The organism is Geomonas anaerohicana (assembly GCF_016458305.1).
Classification (GTDB): Bacteria; Desulfobacterota; Desulfuromonadia; order Geobacterales; family Geobacteraceae; genus Geomonas; species Geomonas anaerohicana.
This window is the reverse complement of sequence record NZ_JAEMHL010000022.1, coordinates 13,184-32,055: the sequence shown is the minus strand read 5'-3', so window position 1 is coordinate 32,055 and position 18,872 is coordinate 13,184. Positions and strand designations below refer to the sequence as shown.

Below are 18,872 nucleotides of genomic sequence, written 5' to 3'. Positions count from 1 at the left end.
AAGAGGGAAGTCACTTCTTGGCAATAAGTGTCACCCATGTCTCCGAACATGTGTAACCTATGTCTCCGGTCTATACAAAGGGGGGACAGGGGGGATTTGTCTTTGCCTTTCCCGGCAAAGCACCAAAAAAAGGGCGTACCTTGCGGCACGCCCTTTTCCGTTCCCTTGTGGGGAAGCTAATTACTTCGCAACAGCCTTGATAGCGGACATTGCAACTTCTTTGTACGGGTTAGCGAAGAGGATGATGAGGCAAACAACGAGGGCGTAGATTGCCAGGGACTCGATCATCGCCAGACCGATCATCATGGTGGTGAGGATTTTGCCGGAAGCGCCCGGGTTACGGGAAACGCCTTCAACTGCGCTCTTAACTGCGAGACCCTGACCGATGCCGGTGCCGAGGGTGCCGAGAGCCATGCCGATGCCTGCTGCGAGTACACACATAGTAAAGAATTCCATTTGTTTCTCCTTTGCTGCGTATTTTTCCTAAATAGTATAGGAATGAAAGATTAAGTAGTCAGTCGTAACTTCTGTTCTTGGCTCATGTTGAGGAGCTTAACCTCGAACGTTGAACGTTGAACGGTTTCTAGTGTGCGTGCTCCAGCGAGCCCTGGATGTAGATCATGGCCAGGAGCATGAACACGAAGGCCTGGATGAAGGAAACCAGCACGCCCATCAGCATCATCGGCAGCGGCACCATGAACGGAGCCAGGCCGAAGAAGATGATCAGAACGAGCTCGTGGCCGTTCATGTTACCGAAGAGACGCAGGGTCAGCGAGATCACGCGGCTCAGGTGGCCGATCACCTCGATGAAGAACATCATCGGGGCCAGCCAGGCGATGGGGCCCAGGAAGTGTTTGATGTAACCGGCGCCGTGCTCCTTCACGCCCACGATGTGGGTGGTGATGAAGACGACGACCGCGCAGGCCGCGGTGGTATTGATGTTCGCGGTCGGCGGGAAGAAGCCCGGGATCAGGCCGATCAGGTTGGAAACGAGGATGAACAGCGCCAGGGTCGCGACCAGGGGGAAGAACGGACGGCCGTGCTCGCCCATGGTCTCAACCAGCATGTTCTCGATGCCGCCCACGATGACTTCCATGAAGTTCTGCGCGCCGGACGGAACTGCCTGCAGCCTCTTGGTGGCCACGATGGAGAAGAGCACCAGGCCGATCATGATCAGCCAGGTGTAGACGACGGCGTCAGCGCTGGCCTCGGAGAAACCGAGGGGGTGCAGCAACTCACGGAAAAACTGAAGGAATAGAAACGGATGAACCATGCAGCTAGCCTCCTTTACGGGTCGACAAATATATCGAAAAAGCGATTATGTTCAAAACAAGGACCGAGAGTCCGATCACCAGGCCGAAGATGTCGGCCTTGAAGACTACGATCAAGAGGTACAAAAAGGCGGCCATGATGGCCAGCCGTAACACGTAGCGCAGTATCGCGAACCGTGATGCGTTGCGCGGCTGCATCCTGAGCGCCGCTTCCAGTCCGGCCCGGATCCAGAAGAAGTTGGCCAGGGCCAGCATCCCCCCCACGAAGAGGGAACCGCCGAATCTCGGTGAGATCAGCAGCGCGCCTGCCGCGGCGAGCAGCGTGCTCAGCAGCAGGCTCCCCCGGACCAGCCAGGAGAAGATGTTACTCTCGTTTATCCTTGTCTCCGCCATCGCGCAGTTCTTTGCCCGCTAATATGAAGATGTTGCGGAAGCCTGCCGCAATGCCGAAGAAGAGAAAAATGAAGAAAAACCACGGCTTGGTCCCGAGCCACTGGTCCAGCTTCAGACCGACGTACACGCCGATGGCGATGGCCACCGCGAACGAGATCCCCATGGTGGAGACCATGCCCAGTGTCCTGAGCAGGTTCTTTTTTTCTTCATCCATAACTGTGTGTCCTCTTTCCCGTATACAAATCACGGGTAGAAAACCAAGGCTAAATAGCACGTACCTGGTGCTAATGTCAATTAATTTCCAAGACTGCGCTCAACAAAAATAACGATTTATCGCGGTATCCCGTGTGCCGGGCGTGCTTTGCCTTGCCCGCTTCTGCCATTGTAACAGTTAGCCGGTGTCGCTGCCAACAAGGCCCAACTGCTGTTCGACCGTGTACAACAGACCCACTTTTTATCGAGTCCTGCAGAAGTTGGTTGCGTCATCAGCTTGCGTTAAGTAGAATACGCCAATTTTCCTGTTTCAGTAGCATGGTTTTCTGAACACGAGCCGCGGTGCTCAAGGAGGTAACCGATGTCGGTAAAGCTTGGCGAGATGTTGCTCAAGGTGGGGGCGCTTACCAAGGCTCAACTGGACCAGGTGCTGCAGGCCCAGGTGATCTACGGTGGCAGGATCGGCACCAACCTGGTGGAGATGGGGCTGGTCACCGAGGAGGAACTGGCCCACGTACTGAGCGAGCAGATGGGCGCCCCCTGCGTGGAGCCGGCGGAACTGTCTGCCATCCCGGACCAGGTGTTGCGCCTGGTGCCGCTCGAGCTGGTCAAACGCTACCGGGTGGTCCCGCTGGCCGTCGAAGGAAAGCGCCTCTCCCTCGCCATGACCAATCCGCACGACTTCAAGGCGCTCGACGAGATCGGCTTTGTCACCGGGATGGTCATCAAGCCGAGGATCTGCCCCGAGGTCAGGCTGAACCTTGCCCTCGAGAGGTTCTACCGCATCAACCGCCCCACCCGGTTCATCCAGGTCGAAGGCGGGATCAGGACCAACTTCGAGGCCGGCACCAGGATCGAGGCCCGCTCCTCCTATAATGCGTTCGAAGGCCGTGATATCGGCCCCGTCGGGGAGCCCATGTTCGCCGACCAGGTAACCGTCAAGGATCTGGCCGGCATGATGGCCGCCGCCGGCAGCGAGAAGGAGGTGGTGCAGGCGCTCATCTCCTACATCTCCGGGGAGTTCGACCGGGGCGGTTTCCTGCGTCTCAAGTCCGGCATGGCGGTCGGGGTCCAGGCTGTCGCCGACGGGTTGGCCGTGGAGAGCTTCCCGGGATTCCAGGCGGAGATCGAGAAGATGGCCCATCTGCAGCGCATGGTCCAGGAAAAGGGACTGGTGATCTGCGAGTTCGCTGTTGGCGACGCCGAGGGGACGCTGGTCCGGGCTATGGGCGGCAAGCTCCCCGCGCCGGCGCTGCTTCTCCCCGTTTCGCTTGGAGGGCACGTGGTCGGCGCCATTTGTGCCAGTGACAGTAAGGGCCGGCTCGGCGGCGGCGCCTTCGAGTTGCAGCGCGTGGGTGTCATGGCCGAGCTGAGCCTGGAAATGCTCTCGCTGCGCAGGAAGATCCAGAGCGCCTGATCCTCCCTTCTCCTCGTTCCTGGTTCCCAAGCTCCAGCTTGGGAACCCCATATGGCGCAAAGCTCCAGCTATGCATCCAAGGGAAGCTGGAGCTTTTGAAAGGCTTTGCGTTCCCAAGGCGGACCTTGGGAACGAGATCATTTTCAAGTAAGAAGAAGCGTCCTGCCCACGAAGCGCCGCACAATCCCTCACGTTCCCCCCTTTCGCAAAGGGGGGGCAGGGGGGATTTAACCCAGCTAGCCCCGCCATCGACCCTGCCCCAGGCGTCAAATCCCGCTCAATCCCCCTTCGCAAAAGGGGGAAGCTTGCCGCCAAGGAACAGGACCTAAGGGGACAGGCACCTTGCGGAGCCAGTCTCCCTCCTCCTATTGCACCCTCTGCTCGACCCGGTAGAATAATTGGCGTTGTCTAATCCATGTATTCTGGATCTCACCCTACAGCCCCTGTAGCCGCCCTGCCGGTGCGGCTCCGGGCGGAGGAGGTGTGACATGGCGGCACGCCTTGGCGAGATGTTGATGAAGATAGGCGCGTTGAACGCTTCCCAGCTGGAACAGGTGCTGAACGCGCAGGCGATCTACGGCGGCAGGCTGGGGACCAACCTGGTGGAGATGGGGCTGGTGGAAGAGGACCAACTGGCGCGGGTCCTGAGCGAGCAGCTCGGCGTTCCCTGCGTGGACCACGATCTCCTGGCAGCCATCCCGCAGGCCGTGCTGGAATTGCTGCCGCTGGAGCTGGTGGAGCGCTACCGTGTGCTGCCGGTGTCGCTGGACGGCGGGCGTCTCGTGATAGCCATGTCCGATCCCTCCGATTTCAAGGCCATCGACGAGATCGGGTTCATCACCGGGCTGGTGATCATCCCGCGCGTCTGCTCGGAGCTGCGCCTGACCATAGCGCTGGAGCGCAGTTATGGGATCAAGCGCCCGGTGCGCTACATCCCGGTGCAGGGCGGGGTCCGCTCCAAGTTCGCTCCCCCGGACCTGCAGCCTGCCGTGCTGGACGCAGACCGCAGTGACGGAGTGCAGCCGGAACGGGTTTCCCTTCCCGAGTTGGCCGACCGGCTCGCGGCGGCCTCGGCCGAACCGGAAGCGGTGCAGGCGCTGCTTTGTTACGTGGCGGGAGAATTTGACCGCGGCGCCGTGGTCCGCCTGAAGAACGGCCAACTGGTCGGTGTCCAGGCGGTGGCCGCCGGCGAAACGGTGCCCGGGTTCAGCGGGTGTGCGCTCTCCCTGGAGGAGGCACCCCAATTGCAGCGCGTGGTGCAGGAGCGTGACATGTTTCTGGGCGAAGTCTCCGCCGGAGCCGAGGGGGCGCTGCTGCTGGCGATGGGGGGCGAGCTGCCGGCTCCGGCCCTCATGGTCCCGTTATCGCTCGGTGGACAGGTCGCGGCTGTCATCTGCGCCCACGACAGCCACGGACGGCTCGGGGGAGGCGCCTTCGAGCTGCAGCGCGTCGCCGTGATGGCCGAGTTGAGCCTGGAGATGATCGCGCTGCGCAGGAGGCTTGTCTCCGTCTAGGCTGAAACCTGAAGGCGTTTGTTAACGCAAAGGCGCAAAGGCGCAAAGATTATGGGGTAACCCAATTGTTTTCGTTTCTCTTAGCGTCTTTGCGTCATTGCGTTAAAAAATTCAGCCTTTCTGCCTCTGTCTTTGGGTTGACACCTGAAGGCAGGGAGGTGGGTGAAGTTGGCATCAACCATGAAAAAAGGCGCCCGCGGTAAACGCGGGCGCCTTTTTGTTTGCGCGAAGCGGAAAAGTCAGCCTAGAGGGCCTTGAAGCACTTGGCCGCGGCGGCGATGGTCTTCTCCAGGTCCTTCTCGGTGTGGGCCGCACCCACGAAGGCGGTCTCGAACTGCGAGCAGGCGAGGTAGACCCCTTCCTCGAGCATGCCGCGGAAGTAGGTGGCGAACGCCTTGGTGTCGCACTTGGCGGCGCTGTCCCAGTTGTACACCGGCTCTTTGGAGAAGAAGCCGCAGAACATGGAGCCGACGCGGGTGGAGTAGAGCGGGAAGCCGGCGTCCTTGGCGGCCTTGGCGATCCCCTCGGCCACGAACTTGCTCTTCTCCTCCAGCTTCTCGTAGAAACCCGGCTCCTGCAAAAGTTTCAGGGTCTCGATGCCGGCGGTCATGGCCAGCGGGTTGCCGGACAGGGTGCCCGCCTGGTAGACGCCGCCCGCCGGGGAGAGCTGGGACATGATTTCCTTCTTGCCGCCGAAGGCGCCCACCGGCAGGCCGCCGCCGATGATCTTACCGAGGGTGGTGAGGTCCGGGGTGATGCCGAAGCGCTCCTGGGCCCCGCCGTAGGCGACCCTGAAGCCGGACATGACCTCGTCGAAGATCAGTACGATCCCTTCCTCGGTGCAGATTTCCCTCAGACCTTCCAGGAACCCTTCCTGCGGCGGCACGGTACCCATGTTGCCCGCCACCGGCTCGACGATGACGCAGGCGATGGTCCCCTTGTTGGCGGCCACCAGCGCGCGCACGGAGTCGAGGTCGTTGTAGGTCGCGGTCAGGGTGTGCTTGGCGAGGTCGGCCGGGACGCCCGGGGAGTCGGGCACGCCGAAGGTGGCCAGGCCCGAGCCCGCTTTCACCAGCAGCGAGTCGGAGTGGCCGTGGTAGCAGCCGGAGAACTTGAGGATGTTGTCACGCCCGGTGTAGCCGCGGGAAAGCCTGATGGCGCTCATGGTCGCCTCGGTCCCGGAGCTTACCATGCGCACCATCTCGATGGAGGGGACCGCCTTGATGACCATCTCGGCCAGGGTGATCTCCAGTTCGGTGGGTGCGCCGAAGGAGGCGCCGCTCTCGGCGGCCTTCTTGATCGCGTCGACCACCTTCGGGTGGCAGTGACCCACGATCATCGGCCCCCAGGAACCCACGTAGTCGATGTAACCGTTGCCGTCCTCGTCGAAAATCATGGGCCCGGAGGCGCTCTTTATGAACAGCGGATCGGAGCCTACCGAGCGGAAGGCACGCACGGGGGAGTTGACCCCGCCGGGGATGGATTTGAGCGCCTGCTGAAAGAGTTGCGAGGAACGGCTGTTTTGCATGGGTGGGTTCTCCTAACTGGCTGGAAATTATTAACTATCGGGCTCTCTGGTAGCATAGCCGCGGATAATCTGTCAAGAATTAAAAAATTTTCTCGTATACGGCCGGAGGGGGTGGAAGAGGCGGAAGAGGGGGGGAGGCCTAAGGGTGTAATACAATTTGAGAAAAGTATACGTGGTTCTGTAAACGGTTCGGAGATAATTGCATAATTTCTGCTTGACAAAGATGGTGAAATGAAATAATTTTCGGTCGCAATGTTGTATACAGTATACTTTTTCGAAGGCGCAGCGCTTGCTAAGTATCGGAAGCAGCGGGGCTTGTTGGTCGAGAAGCGTGCAGTATACGGCATTTCCGCGCGTTTTGAAAGAAATTAACAACAAACCTGGTGGTACGGGAGGATAAGGGATGCTTGGTGCATATCTGCCAATCTTGGTGCTGGTCGTCATAGCGTGCTTGTTCGGTCTGGGTTCGGTGATCTTTTCATCGCTCATCGGCCAGAAGAAGCCGTCTCAGGTAAAGCTTGCACCTTACGAGTGCGGTTGCGAGCCGGTAGGCAGCGCACGCGAGCGCTTCTCGATCAAGTTCTACCTGATCGCGATGCTCTTCATCCTGTTCGATATCGAGGCCGTCTTCATGTACCCCTGGGCCGTCCTCTTCAAGCGCCTGGGCATGTTCGGCCTGGTCGAGATGGGTCTCTTCATCGTCATACTCTTCGTAGGCTACATCTACGTTTGGAAAAAAGGAGCACTGGAATGGGAGTAAATCAGCCGCTGGGCGACAACATCATCACGACTTCCCTGGACAGCCTGGTTAACTGGGCTCGGAAGTCCTCCATCTGGCCGATGACCTTTGGTCTTGCCTGCTGCGCGATCGAGATGATGGCGACCGGTGCGGCCAAGCACGACCTGGACCGTTTCGGTATCATCTTCCGCGCCTCCCCCCGCCAGGCGGACTGCATCATCATCGCCGGCACCGTGACCAAGAAGATGCTCCCGGTCATCAAGACCGTGTACGAGCAGATGCCGGAACCGAAGTGGGTAGTCGCCATGGGCGCCTGCGCCTGCTCGGGCGGCATCTTCGACACCTACTCCGTGGTGCAGGGCATCGACGAGGCTCTCCCGGTCGACGTCTACATCCCGGGCTGCCCGCCGCGGCCTGAGGCCCTCCTCTACGGCCTCATGAAGCTCCAGGACAAGATCGCCAACGAGAAGAACTCCTTCGGTTCCTCCATTGGCTTGGGCGAAAGACTCGAACCCGCCGCTTAATCTACAACGACCAAAGGGAAAGGTAAGGCTGACATGGCAGAAAATAATCGCGCTGTAGTGAAGCTGAAGGAGCGTTTCGCGGATGCCCTGCTCGAATACAAGGAGCATCGCGGCGAGGTGACGGTGACCGTGAAGAAGGAGAGCATCCTCGAGGTACTGAAGTGCCTGAGGGACGACCTGCGCTACAACTTCTTGTCCGACGTTACCGCCGTCGACTATCTGGGTCAGGAGCCGCGTTTCATGGTGGTTTACCACCTCCTCTCCATCCCCAACAAGGACCGCGTCAGGGTTAAGGCGCCGGTGACCGAGGCGGACTGCTCCATCGATTCCGCCACCGCGCTCTGGAACACGGCCAACTGGCTCGAGCGTGAGGCGTACGACCTGTTCGGTATCACCTTCAAGAACCACCCGAACCTGGTGCGCATCTTGATGACCGACGACTGGGTCGGGCACCCGCTCCGGAAGGACTACCCGCTCCAGGGACCCGACCGCGAGCCGTACAAAGGGCGTCTGTCGTAAGACGGATCCAGTTCGAAACCAGGGACGATTTCCATTTCCAAAAAATAGAGGCGATCAATGGCTAGCGAAATAATGACTTTGAACATGGGGCCCCAGCACCCCAGTACCCACGGCGTTCTCAGGCTCGTAGTCGAGCTGGACGGCGAGGTGATTCAGAAGATCACCCCTCACATCGGTTACCTGCACCGGGGCATCGAGAAGCTCTCCGAGCACCGTACCTATCACCAGACCCTGCCCCTCACGGACCGCATGGACTACCTGGCCCCGATGCACAACAACCTGGGCTACGTGCTGGCCGTCGAGAAGCTCCTGGGCCTCGACGTCCCCGAGCGCGCCAAGCTGGTGCGCGTGATCATGGCCGAGCTCACCCGTCTTAAGAGCCACCTGGTCTGGATCGCCTGCCACGCCCTCGACATCGGCGCCATGACCGTGTTCCTCTACGCCTTCCGCGAGCGCGAACTGGTGATGGACCTCTACGAGATGGTCTCCGGCGCCAGGATGACCTCCAACTACTTCCGCGTGGGCGGCCTGTCCCGCGACCTCCCGGCCGGCTTCGAGCAGAAGGTCCAGGAGATCGTCGACACCTTCCCGGGTCACTTCGACACCTACGAGGGGCTCCTCACCAAGAACACCATCTGGCTGCAGAGGACCATCGGCAACGGTGTCATCTCCGCAGAGGACGCCATCGACTTCGGCATCTCCGGCCCGGCCCTCCGCGGCTCCGGCGTCGACTTCGACCTCAGGCGCGACCTCCCCTACTCCGGCTACGAAGACTTCGACTTCAAGGTGCCGGTGGGCGAGAACTGCGACACCTTCGACCGCTACAAGGTACGTCTGGTCGAGATGCGCGAAGCCGTGAAGATCATCGACCAGGCCCTGAAGAAGCTCAAGCCGGGACCGATCCTCGCCGACGCTCCGCAGGTCTGCTACCCGCCGAAGGAGAGCGTGTACAACTCCATCGAGGGGCTCATCCACCACTTCAAGATCGCTTCCGAGGGCTTCCCGGTCCCCGAGGGCGAGGTATACATGGCCGTAGAGAACCCGAAAGGGGAACTCGGCTACTACATCGTGTCGGACGGCGGCAACATGCCGTACCGCATGAGGGTCCGCCCGCCGTCATTCGTGAACCTCTCCGCCATCGAGAAGATGGCCAAGGGTTCCATGCTGGCCGACCTGGTTGCCGTAATCGGAACGCTAGACATCGTACTTGGCGAAATTGACCGTTAGTTTTAATCAACAAGTAAAGGAGATGGGGTAAATGTCTAACGCTCCAGCCGAAGAAATTCCGGCCGAAGAAATCGATCTGACCGAGGCCAACGAAGTCATCGACAAGTACCTGACACTGCCGGGCAATCTTATGCCGGTCCTGCAGGGTATCCAGGACGCCTACGGGTACGTCCCGAAACCGACCATCGATCTGGTGGCCGAGAGGCTGAACGTCTACCCGAGCCAGATCTACGGCGTCCTCACCTTCTACGCCCAGTTCCACCTGAAGCCGCGCGGCCGTTACATCATCAGGGTCTGCGTCGGAACCGCCTGCCACGTACAGGGGGCGGAGCGCATCACCGAGACCTTCTTCGGGCGCCTCGGGATCGGGCACGCCGAGACCACGGCCGACCTGCGCTACACCTTCGAGAAAGTGGCCTGCCTGGGCGCCTGCGGTATGGCACCGCTGGCCATGGTGAACGACGACACCTTCGGCAAGATGACGGTCCAGAAGGTGGACGAGATCATTGAAACCTACAACGCACGGCCGATGAAGTAGCCGGGAACGTCAATTTCTCTGCAGGGGACCTTTTGTCATGAGCGATAACGCAGGAATCAAAATACTTATCTGTCAGGGTACCGGCGGCATCTCTGCCGGCGCCAAGCAGGTCGAGGCCGAGTTCACCAGGCTGATAGCCGAGAAGGGGATCGTGGCCCAGGTCGGCAAGCGCTGCGACGTCGTCAAGACCGGCTGCCGCGGGCTGTGCGCCAACGACGTTCTCGTTGACGTCATCACCCCTGAATTGGGCAGGGTCACCTACGACTTCGTGGTGCCCGAGGACGTTGCGGCGATCCTCGACCAGCACATCGTCAACAACGAAGTCATCGAGAAGAAGAAGGCGAAAGCCTACTACAACACCTTCGTCGACCAGCAGATGCGCGTGGTCATGACCGGCTGCGGCCAGATCGACCCGGAGCGCATCGACGCCTTCCTCGAAGAGGACGGCTTCAAGGCCATCGAGAAGTGCGTCAAAGAGATGAAGCCGTCGGAAGTCATCGATGAAGTGAAGAAATCCGGGCTTCGTGGCCGTGGGGGCGGCGGCTTCCCGACCGGCATGAAGTGGAGCTTCTGCGCCGCTTCCCCGGGCAACCACAAGTACCTCATCTGCAACGCCGACGAGGGCGACCCGGGCGCGTTCATGGACCGCTCCATCCTCGAAGGTGACCCGTACTGCGTCATCGAGGGGATGATGATCGCGGCCTACGCCATCGGCTGCGACGCCGGCTACGTCTACGTCCGCGCCGAGTACCCGCTGGCCATCGACCGTCTCCAGAAGGCGCTCGACACCTGCTACGAGAAGGGGTACCTGGGCAAGAACATCCAGGGGTGGGGCTTCGACTTCGACATGAGGATCAAGAAGGGCGCCGGCGCGTTCGTCTGCGGCGAGGAAACCGCCCTCATGGCCTCCATCGAAGGCGAGCGCGGCATGCCGCGTCCCCGTCCGCCGTTCCCGGCGGTCAAGGGCCTCTGGGGCTTTCCGACCAACATCAACAACGTTGAGACCTTCGCCAACGTGCGCCACATCATAAACAAGGGCGCCGACTGGTACGCATCCCTGGGCACCGACACCACCAAGGGGACCAAGATCTTCGCGGTCACCGGCAAGGTGAAGCACACAGGGCTCGTCGAGGTTCCGGCCGGTATGTCGGTCCGCGACGTTATCTACTCGGTCTGCGGCGGCATCGCCAACAACCGCAAGTTCAAGGCCGTTCAGGCCGGCGGCCCCTCCGGCGGCTGCATCCCGGCCGAGGTGCTCGACACCCCGGTCGACTACGACTCGCTGATCAAGGCGGGCGCCATGATGGGTTCCGGCGGTCTGGTCGTCATGGACGAGACCACCTGCATGGTCGACGTGGCCCGCTTCTTCCTGACCTTCACCAAGATGGAGTCCTGCGGCAAGTGCGTTCCCTGCCGTATCGGCCTGAAGGCGATGCTCGACATCCTGGAGAGGATCACCGAGGGTCGCGGCGAGATGGCCGACATCGACACCCTCCTGGAGATGGGCGCTACCATCAAGAAGGCATCCCTGTGCGGTCTGGGCCAGACGGCTCCGAACCCGATCCTCTCCACCGTGAAGTACTTCCGTCACGAGTACGAGGCGCACATCAAGGACAAGCGCTGCCCCTCCAACTCCTGCAAGGAACTGCTCCTGTGGCAGGTGGTCCCCGAGAAGTGCGTCAAGTGCGGCGCCTGCCTCAGGGCCTGCCCGTCCAACGCGATCAAGTGGGAGAAGGGCGAGGTCGCCGAGCTGATCAAGGAAAACTGCACCAAGTGCAAGTCCTGCTACGACGCCTGCCGCTTCATGGCCATTGAGTAAAGCGGTTCAACGTTCAAGGTTCGACGTTAAAACCGTCACCGCCGGACGCATGACTGCAAGTAGCTAGCACCCGAAACTTGAAGGGGAACGTTGAACGTTGAACGTTGAACGGATTCTATGGAGACAGAGGTCGAGATGGTAAATCTTACGATAGACGGAAAACAGGTTGCGGTAGAAAAAGACGCCACCATTTACGACGCCGCCAAGGCTTGTGGCATCAAGATTCCCATCCTTTGCCACGACAAGAAGCTGCATCCGTTCGGCGGCTGCCGCATGTGCCTGGTCGAGGTAGAGCAGATGAAAGGCCGCCTCATCCCGGCCTGCACCACCCCGGTTACCGAGGGGATGATCGTGCAGACCACCACCGATGAGATCGTCAAGGCAAGGAAACTGGTGCTGGAGCTCCTGCTCCTCAAGCACCCGATCGACTGCCCGGTCTGCGATGCCGCCGGCGACTGCGACCTGCAGAACCTCACCTATGAGTACAAGGTGAACATGAACCGTTTCGTGGACGAGAAGTTCAACCACGAGATCGACTACGAGAACCCGCTCATCGAGCGCGACATGAACCGCTGCATCCACTGCGGCAAGTGCGCGAGGATCTGCGACGAGATCGTGTCCTACGGTGCCTACACCTTCATCAACCGCGGTATCGAGGCGAAGATGGGTACCGAGTTCGACGGACCGCTCAACTGCGAGTTCTGCGGCTCCTGCGTCTCGGTCTGCCCGGTCGGCGCCCTCAACTCCCGTCCCTTCAAATTCAAGGCCCGCTGGTGGGCGCTGCAGAAGACCAAGAGCGTTTGCTCCTACTGCGGCACCGGTTGCCAGCTGACCCTGGGCTCCAAGGACGGCAAGGTGCTCACCACCATCTACGACGAGAACCAGGGCTTCCATAACGGCCAGCTCTGCACCCGCGGCCGCTTCGGCTACCAGTTCGTCAACTCCGACAAGCGCCTCACCGCGCCGCTGGTACGCAGAAACGGCAAGCTCCAGGAAGCTACCTGGGAAGAGGCTCTCGCCGAAGTGACCACCAGGCTCGCCGCCGGCAAGAGCGACCCGGCTTCCATCGCCGCCCTCGCCACGCCGCGCCTGACCAACGAAGAGCTCTTCCTGTTCGGTAAACTCTTCCGCGGCACCATCGGCACCGACAACATCGACCACTCCGCCGGTTACGCCCACGAGGCGCTGACCAAGGGCGCCGTCGCCTCCTTCGGCGTGGCCGCCTCCCCGGCCGAGATCGCCGACGTGCAGAAATCCAACCTCCTCCTCGTGGTCAAGAGCGACGCCTACGAGACCCACCCGGTCATCGGCTTCGAGATCAACCTCGGCGTGAAGAGGAAAGGGATCGCACTCAGGATCGTCTCCGACAAGAAAGGGAAACTGACCCGCCTGCCGGGCGCCAAGACCACCGTCCACGCGCCGGGCAACGAAGTCGCCCTCTTCAACGCCCTCTGCAAGTCGGTCATCGACCAGGGCCTGGCAGTAGAAGGCGTTGCCGGTCTCGACGCGCTGAAGGCAGCCGTCGCCGATGCAACCGCCGAGAAGGCAGGTGTCTCCGCCGAGGAGATCGCAGCCATCGCCAAGGAGTTCGCCTCCGCGGAGAAGGCCCTCATCATTCTCCCCATCGGCCAGGGCTACCCGGGCCACAACGCGGTGCTTGCCAACGCGGCAGCAAACCTCGCCATCCTCACCGGCCAGGTCGGCAAGGAAGGCGCGGGCCTCCTCATCATGGGCGAGAAGAACAACAGCCAGGGTGCCGTTGACATGGGCATCTACCCGAAAGGTACCGGCCTCAACGCCGCCGCCATCATCGACGGCTGCGCCAACGGCAACGTGAAGACCCTGTTCGTCGCCGGTGAGAACCCGGTGGTGTCCTACCCGAACCGCAAGAAAGTCGAGAAGGCCCTCGAGAACGTCGAGTTCATGGTGGTCTCCGATCTCTTCCTGACCGAGACCGCGGCCATGGCCGACGTGGTGCTCCCGGCAGTCTCCTTCGCCGAGAAGAGCGGCACCTTCACCTCCCTGGGCCGCAGGGTCCAGAACGTGAGGAAGGCGATCCCCGCCATCGGCCTTGCCAAGAGCGACTTCGAGATTCTGAACACCCTGTCCCAGGCTCTGGGCGGCGCACGCTACAACAACCAGGGCGAGGTCTTCACCGAGATCGCGGCATCCGTCCCGGCCTACAAGGGTCTCACCCAGGCGGGGCTCAAGGACGAAGGTGCGGTCTACCCGGTGGCGCTCAGCGCCAAGCTGGTCCCGGCAGCCGCCAAGGCTGCGGCTCCGGCCGCCGGCAAGCTGGCCCTCGTCACCGGCAGCGCGCTCTACCACTGCGGCACCATGAGCCGCTTCGGCGAAGGCCCGATGTACGTCTGCCCGGATGCCTACGCCGAACTGAACGTCGCCGACGCGGCGGCCCTGAAGGTCGAAGAAGGGGACCAGGTCACCGTGACCTCCGGCACCGGCGCGGTGCAGGTTGTCGCCAAGGTCGGCAAGCGCGTCCCGCAGGGCGTGGTCTTCTCCCCGTATCACTTCGGTGAGGGGAGCGTCAACACCATCACCGACGGTGCGGAAGTCACCTACGTCTCCGTCGCGAAGAAGTAGCCAACAGCTAGAAAATCTATACAAGAGGGGAAGACTATCAGATGGATACGCTAATCTTAGGACTGCCGGTCGCGTACTACATAGCCATGGTTGCCAAAGTGCTCGTAGCCTTTGTCTTCGTGCTCCTGACCGTGGCATACGCCACCTACGCGGAGCGCAAGATCATCGGGCACATGCAGGTACGTCTGGGTCCCATGCGGACCGGCTGGCACGGCCTGTTGCAGCCGATCGCGGACGGCGTCAAGCTGTTCTTCAAAGAGGAGATCGTTCCGTCGCAGGCGAGCAAGTTCGCCTTCCTGATCGCTCCCCTCGTCGCCCTGATCCCGGCGTTCATCTCCTTCGCGGTCATTCCCTTCGGTGACACCATCACCATCGGGGGCTACACCGTACCGCTGCAGATCGCTGCCTACTACGACCAGGCCGGCAAGCAGGTCTTCGACATCAACGTCGGCGTCCTCTACATCCTGGCCATGGCATCCCTGGGCGTCTACGGCATCGTGCTCGCCGGCTGGGCCTCCAACTCCAAGTACTCGCTCCTGGGCGGCCTGCGCTCCGCGGCGCAGATGATCTCCTACGAGCTCGCTGCCGGCCTCGCCATCATCTCGGTGTTCATGCTCTCCGAGAGCCTCTCCCTGCACAAGATCGTCGCCGATCAGGCAGGTGGCGCATGGTACGCCTTCAAGCAGCCGCTGGCCTTCGTGATCTTCTTCATCTGCTCCCTGGCCGAGATCAACAGGACCCCGTTCGACCTTCCCGAGGCCGAGACGGAGCTGGTCTCCGGCTTCTGCACCGAATACTCCTCCATGAAGTACGCGATGTTCTTCATGGCTGAATACGCCAACATGATCACCGTCTGTGCCGTCACCACCACCCTGTTCCTGGGCGGCTGGCATGGCCCGGCCTTCCTCCCGGGCTGGTTCTGGTTCATCGCCAAGGTGTACTTCCTGATCTTCGTCTGCATGTGGGTCAGGGCCACCTACCCGCGTTACCGCTACGACCAGCTCATGCGTCTGGGCTGGAAGGTGTTCCTGCCGCTCACCCTGGTCAACGTGATGGCGACCGGCCTGTGGGTCATGTTCATCAGCAAGTAGAGAAAGAGTCAAGCTACACAACTTCTAGGCGAGGTGCCGCAAATGATAATGCCGCTCATCAAAGGTCTTCAGATCACCATTTCACATATGTTCAAGAAGCCGGTCACCCTGCAGTACCCGACCGAGCGTCCTGACGTAAAGCCCGGCTTCCGCGGACTGCACGCGCTCAACGTGTCCCACGACAAGGCGAAGTGCGTTGCGTGCTACCTCTGCCCCACCGTCTGCCCGGCCAAGTGCATCACCGTCGAGGCCGGCGAGGACGCCAACCACGACAAGTACGCTGCGAAATACGAAATCGACATGCTGCGCTGCATCTTCTGCGGCTACTGTGTGGAAGCGTGCCCGGTTGACGCGATTCGGATGACCGAACAGTTCGAACTCGCCAACTACTCGCGCGCCGACTTCACCTACACCAAAGACAGACTCTTAGAAAAGAAATAAAGGAGCAGCAATGGAATCGATCTTCTTTCTCGTCGTGGCTGCGGTGGCCGTTATTTCCAGCATACTCGTGGTCACCTGCAAAAACCCGATCAACAGCGCGCTGTCGCTGGTGATGACCTTCTTCTGCCTGGCGACCTTCTACGTCATGCTGGACGCCCCCTTCATGGCGGCCACCCAGGTGATCGTGTACGCCGGCGCCATCATGGTCTTGATCATCTTCGTGATCATGCTTTTGAACGTGAGGGTTGAGACCGTCAAGCGCGGCACCCACGCGGTGATCGCAGGCTCCGCCATCGGCCTCTTCGTTCTCTTCCAGACCATCTGGTTCCTGATGAAAGGTTCCATGACCGGCAAGGTGGGCGAGATGACCAAGGAGCAGATCGTGAGTGTCGGCCACGTCGAGCTGATCGGCAAGGCGCTCTTCACCGACTTCCTGCTGCCGTTCGAAGTCACCTCGGTGCTGCTTTTAGCCGCGATCGTCGGCGCCGTCATCCTGGCCAAAAAGAAAATTTAACGCTACGAGGGGAACAGACATGCTAGCGATCGAAAATTACCTGATAGTTTCGGCCATACTCTTCGCCATCGGGACCATCGGCGTCCTGACCAAGAGAAACGCCATCGTCATCTTCATGTGCATCGAGATGATGCTGAACGCGGTGAACCTGACCTTCATCGCCTTCTCCAGGCACCTGGGCAACATCGACGGACAGGTCTTCGTCTTCTTCGTCATGACCGTGGCCGCCGCCGAGGCAGCCGTAGGTCTCGCGCTGATGATCGCCTTCTTCAAGAACCGCGAGTCCATCGACGTCGAAGACGTCAACCTGCTCAAGCTCTAAACGGCGAATACCGTTCTAGGTTCTACGTTCTACGTTCCAGGTTAAAACCGGAACAGGCGTAGGCTGAAGAGCGAGAGTCAGGGTTGGTCGAAACGTAGAACTTAGAACATAGAACTTAGAACCTTTAGTTAATAAAAGGAGTCAGGGATGTTTGATTTAGTATGGTTGATCCCACTGTGCCCTCTCATCGGCTCGGTCATCAACGGCCTACTCGGCAAGAAGATAAAGAACGAGACGGTCATCGGCGGTATCGCCGCCGGTAGCGTGTTCGCCTCCTTCATGGTCGCCTGCGGGATCCTGTTCCAGCTCCTGAGTCTGCCGGGCGAGGAGCGGGTGTTCCAGAAGACCATCTTCACCTGGATCCAGTGCGGTCCGTTCAAGGCCGACATCGGCTTCCTGATCGACCCGCTGTCCGCAACCATGCTGATGATCGTAACGGGGATCGGTTTCCTGATCCACCTCTACTCCATCGGCTACATGCACGGTGAGGAAGGGTTCTACCGCTACTTCTGCTACCTGAACCTCTTTACCTTCTCCATGCTCTGCCTGGTGTCGGGCAACAACCTGCTGCTCATGTTCATCGGCTGGGAAGGCGTGGGTCTGTGCTCCTACCTGTTGATCGGCTACTACTTCCACAAGAAGAGCGCCGGCGACGCGGGCAAGAAGGCGTTCGTGATGAACAGGGTCGGCGACTTCGGTTTCCTCCTCGGTCTCTTCACCCTCTTCTACTACCTGGGTCACAACCACAACGTCTGGACCATCAACTTCGTGGAACTGGCCAAGAACGCCGACCTCCTGGTCCCGGGCGCCGTGGTCACCACCGTCTGTCTCTGCTTCTTCCTGGGCGCCACCGGTAAGTCCGCCCAGATCCCGCTGTACACCTGGCTGCCGGACGCGATGGAAGGCCCGACTCCGGTCTCCGCGCTCATCCACGCCGCCACCATGGTCACCGCCGGCGTCTACATGATCGCCCGCATGAACTTCATCTACATCAAGAGCCCGACCGCGCTCTTGGTCGTCGCCTGCGTCGGCGCCGCCACCGCCCTCTTCGCGGCGACCATCGGCACCGCCCAGAACGACATCAAGCGCGTCCTCGCCTACTCCACCGTTTCCCAGCTCGGCTACATGTTCCTGGCCATGGGCGTCGGCGCCTTCACCGCCGGCGTGTTCCACCTGATGACCCACGCCTTCTTCAAGGCCTGCCTGTTCCTCGGTTCCGGCTCCGTCATCCACGGCATGCACCACGCGCTGCACCACGAGCACTCCGAAGCGGACCCGCAGGACATGAGGAACATGGGTGGCCTGAAGGCGAAGATGCCCATCACCTTCATCACCTTCCTCCTGGCCACCATCGCCATCGCAGGTATCCCGGGCTTCGCCGGCTTCTTCTCCAAGGACGAGATCCTCTGGCAGGCATTCGCCAACCCGCACCACCACGCCGTCAACTACGTCCTCTGGGGCGCCGGCGCCGTGGCCGCAGGCCTCACCGCCTTCTACATGTTCCGCCTGGTCTTCATGACCTTCTTCGGCCAGACCCGTCTCTCCGACAAGGCCTTCCACCACCTGCACGAGTCCCCCTGGGTCATCACCGTGCCGCTGGTCTGCCTGGCCGCTCTCTCCGTGGTCGGCGGCTGGGTCGGCGTACCCAAGGTCCTCGGCGAAGCACTGGGCGGCATGCCCAACCTCTTCGAGCACTGGCTCGAGCCGGTCTTTGCTTACTCCACCCACTACACCGAGGCGCACGGCGCGCACGGTCTGCACTCCGTCGCCATGGAGTGGGGCCTCATGGGTGTCTCCGTCCTGATCGCCTGCGGCGGCATCGCTCTCGCCTTCGCACTGTACATCGCAGCCCCGGGCTTCCCCGAGAAGTTCACCTCGACCTTCCCGGCACTGCACCGCGCGGTCTACAACAAGTGGTACGTCGACGAGATCTACGACTTCGCCTTCGTCAACCCCTGCAAGGCCCTGGGCAACTTCCTCTGGAAAGGGTTCGACGTGCTGGTGGTCGACGGTATCGTGAACGGCGTGGCAGCGGTGGTCCGCGGCTTCTCCGGCATCCTGCGCTACGTGCAGACCGGCTTCGTTCACAACTACGCCTACACCATGGTGTTCGGCGTGGCCCTGATCGTCGCGGTGTACATCTTCCGCTAAGATTCGAGACTTGAGATAATTTTGACCTGTAAGTAAAAGGAGCAGAGTAA

19 protein-coding genes are annotated in these 18,872 nt (G+C 60.9%); 14 read left to right on the top strand and 5 right to left on the bottom strand.

Features of this window, described 5'->3' with window-relative positions:
* Window positions 1-180: 180 nt before the first annotated feature.
* The 4 genes from atpE to JFN91_RS21160 all read right to left on the bottom strand — a co-directional run bounded on the left by atpE (window position 181) and on the right by JFN91_RS21160 (window position 1,878).
* The gene (gene atpE / locus JFN91_RS21175; protein WP_199391134.1) at window positions 181-456 is read right to left on the bottom strand and encodes an ATP synthase F0 subunit C; all 276 of its coding nucleotides are present in this window, start codon (window positions 454-456) and stop codon (window positions 181-183) included.
* 127 nt (window positions 457-583) lie between these two features.
* Entirely contained in the window at window positions 584-1,273 is a 690-nt protein-coding gene (atpB, locus tag JFN91_RS21170) for a F0F1 ATP synthase subunit A (RefSeq protein WP_199391133.1), read from the bottom strand.
* Between the two features lie 4 nt (window positions 1,274-1,277).
* Entirely contained in the window at window positions 1,278-1,664 is a 387-nt protein-coding gene (locus JFN91_RS21165) for an ATP synthase subunit I (RefSeq protein ID WP_199391132.1), read from the bottom strand.
* Complete coding sequence (locus JFN91_RS21160) at window positions 1,636-1,878, bottom strand: AtpZ/AtpI family protein (protein WP_199391131.1); 243 nt, start codon at window positions 1,876-1,878, stop codon at window positions 1,636-1,638. Before JFN91_RS21160 ends, JFN91_RS21165 begins: the two co-directional genes overlap by 29 nt.
* 360 nt (window positions 1,879-2,238) lie before the next feature.
* On the opposite strand from JFN91_RS21160, the gene JFN91_RS21155 reads away from it, so the two are divergent.
* Complete coding sequence (locus JFN91_RS21155) at window positions 2,239-3,294, top strand: GspE/PulE/PilB domain-containing protein (protein ID WP_199391130.1); 1,056 nt, start codon at window positions 2,239-2,241, stop codon at window positions 3,292-3,294.
* A gap of 488 nt (window positions 3,295-3,782) precedes the next feature.
* Window positions 3,783-4,808: a GspE/PulE/PilB domain-containing protein gene (locus tag JFN91_RS21150; protein WP_199391129.1), complete on the top strand. Its 1,026-nt coding sequence runs from the start codon at window positions 3,783-3,785 to the stop codon at window positions 4,806-4,808.
* A gap of 244 nt (window positions 4,809-5,052) precedes the next feature.
* On the opposite strand, the gene hemL is transcribed toward JFN91_RS21150, so the two are convergent.
* Window positions 5,053-6,336, bottom strand: a complete 1,284-nt coding sequence (gene hemL, locus JFN91_RS21145; protein WP_199391128.1) for a glutamate-1-semialdehyde 2,1-aminomutase — start codon at window positions 6,334-6,336, stop codon at window positions 5,053-5,055.
* A gap of 403 nt (window positions 6,337-6,739) precedes the next feature.
* On the opposite strand from hemL, the gene JFN91_RS21140 reads away from it, so the two are divergent.
* The 12 genes from JFN91_RS21140 (at window position 6,740) to nuoL (ending at window position 18,822) form a co-directional block, all read left to right on the top strand.
* A complete protein-coding gene (locus tag JFN91_RS21140; protein ID WP_183343843.1) occupies window positions 6,740-7,096 on the top strand; it encodes an NADH-quinone oxidoreductase subunit A in 357 nt (118 codons plus the stop codon).
* Window positions 7,087-7,599: an NADH-quinone oxidoreductase subunit B gene (locus tag JFN91_RS21135; protein ID WP_183343841.1), complete on the top strand. Its 513-nt coding sequence runs from the start codon at window positions 7,087-7,089 to the stop codon at window positions 7,597-7,599. Before JFN91_RS21140 ends, JFN91_RS21135 begins: the two co-directional genes overlap by 10 nt.
* 33 nt (window positions 7,600-7,632) lie before the next feature.
* On the top strand, window positions 7,633-8,118 hold the full coding sequence (locus JFN91_RS21130) for an NADH-quinone oxidoreductase subunit C (RefSeq protein WP_183343839.1): 486 nt from the start codon (window positions 7,633-7,635) through the stop codon (window positions 8,116-8,118).
* A gap of 57 nt (window positions 8,119-8,175) precedes the next feature.
* Complete coding sequence (gene nuoD / locus JFN91_RS21125) at window positions 8,176-9,345, top strand: NADH dehydrogenase (quinone) subunit D (RefSeq protein WP_199391127.1); 1,170 nt, start codon at window positions 8,176-8,178, stop codon at window positions 9,343-9,345.
* 31 nt (window positions 9,346-9,376) lie between these two features.
* On the top strand, window positions 9,377-9,883 hold the full coding sequence (gene nuoE, locus JFN91_RS21120; RefSeq protein WP_183343835.1) for an NADH-quinone oxidoreductase subunit NuoE: 507 nt from the start codon (window positions 9,377-9,379) through the stop codon (window positions 9,881-9,883).
* 37 nt (window positions 9,884-9,920) lie between these two features.
* On the top strand, window positions 9,921-11,702 hold the full coding sequence (gene nuoF, locus JFN91_RS21115; protein WP_199391126.1) for an NADH-quinone oxidoreductase subunit NuoF: 1,782 nt from the start codon (window positions 9,921-9,923) through the stop codon (window positions 11,700-11,702).
* Between the two features lie 135 nt (window positions 11,703-11,837).
* A complete protein-coding gene (locus JFN91_RS21110; RefSeq protein WP_199391125.1) occupies window positions 11,838-14,303 on the top strand; it encodes a molybdopterin-dependent oxidoreductase in 2,466 nt (821 codons plus the stop codon).
* Window positions 14,304-14,344: 41 nt separating this feature from the next.
* Entirely contained in the window at window positions 14,345-15,394 is a 1,050-nt protein-coding gene (gene nuoH / locus JFN91_RS21105; RefSeq protein ID WP_199391124.1) for an NADH-quinone oxidoreductase subunit NuoH, read from the top strand.
* A 42-nt stretch (window positions 15,395-15,436) separates the two neighbouring features.
* Complete coding sequence (gene nuoI, locus JFN91_RS21100) at window positions 15,437-15,835, top strand: NADH-quinone oxidoreductase subunit NuoI (protein WP_129124942.1); 399 nt, start codon at window positions 15,437-15,439, stop codon at window positions 15,833-15,835.
* 10 nt (window positions 15,836-15,845) lie between these two features.
* A complete protein-coding gene (locus tag JFN91_RS21095) occupies window positions 15,846-16,349 on the top strand; it encodes an NADH-quinone oxidoreductase subunit J family protein (protein WP_183343825.1) in 504 nt (167 codons plus the stop codon).
* A gap of 19 nt (window positions 16,350-16,368) precedes the next feature.
* Complete coding sequence (gene nuoK, locus JFN91_RS21090) at window positions 16,369-16,671, top strand: NADH-quinone oxidoreductase subunit NuoK (protein ID WP_183343823.1); 303 nt, start codon at window positions 16,369-16,371, stop codon at window positions 16,669-16,671.
* A 147-nt stretch (window positions 16,672-16,818) separates the two neighbouring features.
* Window positions 16,819-18,822, top strand: a complete 2,004-nt coding sequence (gene nuoL, locus JFN91_RS21085; protein WP_199391123.1) for an NADH-quinone oxidoreductase subunit L — start codon at window positions 16,819-16,821, stop codon at window positions 18,820-18,822.
* Window positions 18,823-18,872 lie beyond the last annotated feature (50 nt).

Excerpts from the sequence above, each read along its gene's own strand:
- atpE (WP_199391134.1), bottom strand. The coding sequence starts at position 456 with ATGGAATTCTTTACTATGTGTGTACTCGCAGCAGGCATCGGCATGGCT.
- atpB (WP_199391133.1), bottom strand. The coding sequence starts at position 1,273 with ATGGTTCATCCGTTTCTATTCCTTCAGTTTTTCCGTGAGTTGCTGCAC.
- JFN91_RS21165 (WP_199391132.1), bottom strand. The coding sequence starts at position 1,664 with ATGGCGGAGACAAGGATAAACGAGAGTAACATCTTCTCCTGGCTGGTC.
- JFN91_RS21160 (WP_199391131.1), bottom strand. The coding sequence starts at position 1,878 with ATGGATGAAGAAAAAAAGAACCTGCTCAGGACACTGGGCATGGTCTCC.
- JFN91_RS21155 (WP_199391130.1), top strand. The coding sequence starts at position 2,239 with ATGTCGGTAAAGCTTGGCGAGATGTTGCTCAAGGTGGGGGCGCTTACC.
- JFN91_RS21150 (WP_199391129.1), top strand. The coding sequence starts at position 3,783 with ATGGCGGCACGCCTTGGCGAGATGTTGATGAAGATAGGCGCGTTGAAC.
- hemL (WP_199391128.1), bottom strand. The coding sequence starts at position 6,336 with ATGCAAAACAGCCGTTCCTCGCAACTCTTTCAGCAGGCGCTCAAATCC.
- JFN91_RS21140 (WP_183343843.1), top strand. The coding sequence starts at position 6,740 with ATGCTTGGTGCATATCTGCCAATCTTGGTGCTGGTCGTCATAGCGTGC.
- JFN91_RS21135 (WP_183343841.1), top strand. The coding sequence starts at position 7,087 with ATGGGAGTAAATCAGCCGCTGGGCGACAACATCATCACGACTTCCCTG.
- JFN91_RS21130 (WP_183343839.1), top strand. The coding sequence starts at position 7,633 with ATGGCAGAAAATAATCGCGCTGTAGTGAAGCTGAAGGAGCGTTTCGCG.
- nuoD (WP_199391127.1), top strand. The coding sequence starts at position 8,176 with ATGGCTAGCGAAATAATGACTTTGAACATGGGGCCCCAGCACCCCAGT.
- nuoE (WP_183343835.1), top strand. The coding sequence starts at position 9,377 with ATGTCTAACGCTCCAGCCGAAGAAATTCCGGCCGAAGAAATCGATCTG.
- nuoF (WP_199391126.1), top strand. The coding sequence starts at position 9,921 with ATGAGCGATAACGCAGGAATCAAAATACTTATCTGTCAGGGTACCGGC.
- JFN91_RS21110 (WP_199391125.1), top strand. The coding sequence starts at position 11,838 with ATGGTAAATCTTACGATAGACGGAAAACAGGTTGCGGTAGAAAAAGAC.
- nuoH (WP_199391124.1), top strand. The coding sequence starts at position 14,345 with ATGGATACGCTAATCTTAGGACTGCCGGTCGCGTACTACATAGCCATG.
- nuoI (WP_129124942.1), top strand. The coding sequence starts at position 15,437 with ATGATAATGCCGCTCATCAAAGGTCTTCAGATCACCATTTCACATATG.
- JFN91_RS21095 (WP_183343825.1), top strand. The coding sequence starts at position 15,846 with ATGGAATCGATCTTCTTTCTCGTCGTGGCTGCGGTGGCCGTTATTTCC.
- nuoK (WP_183343823.1), top strand. The coding sequence starts at position 16,369 with ATGCTAGCGATCGAAAATTACCTGATAGTTTCGGCCATACTCTTCGCC.
- nuoL (WP_199391123.1), top strand. The coding sequence starts at position 16,819 with ATGTTTGATTTAGTATGGTTGATCCCACTGTGCCCTCTCATCGGCTCG.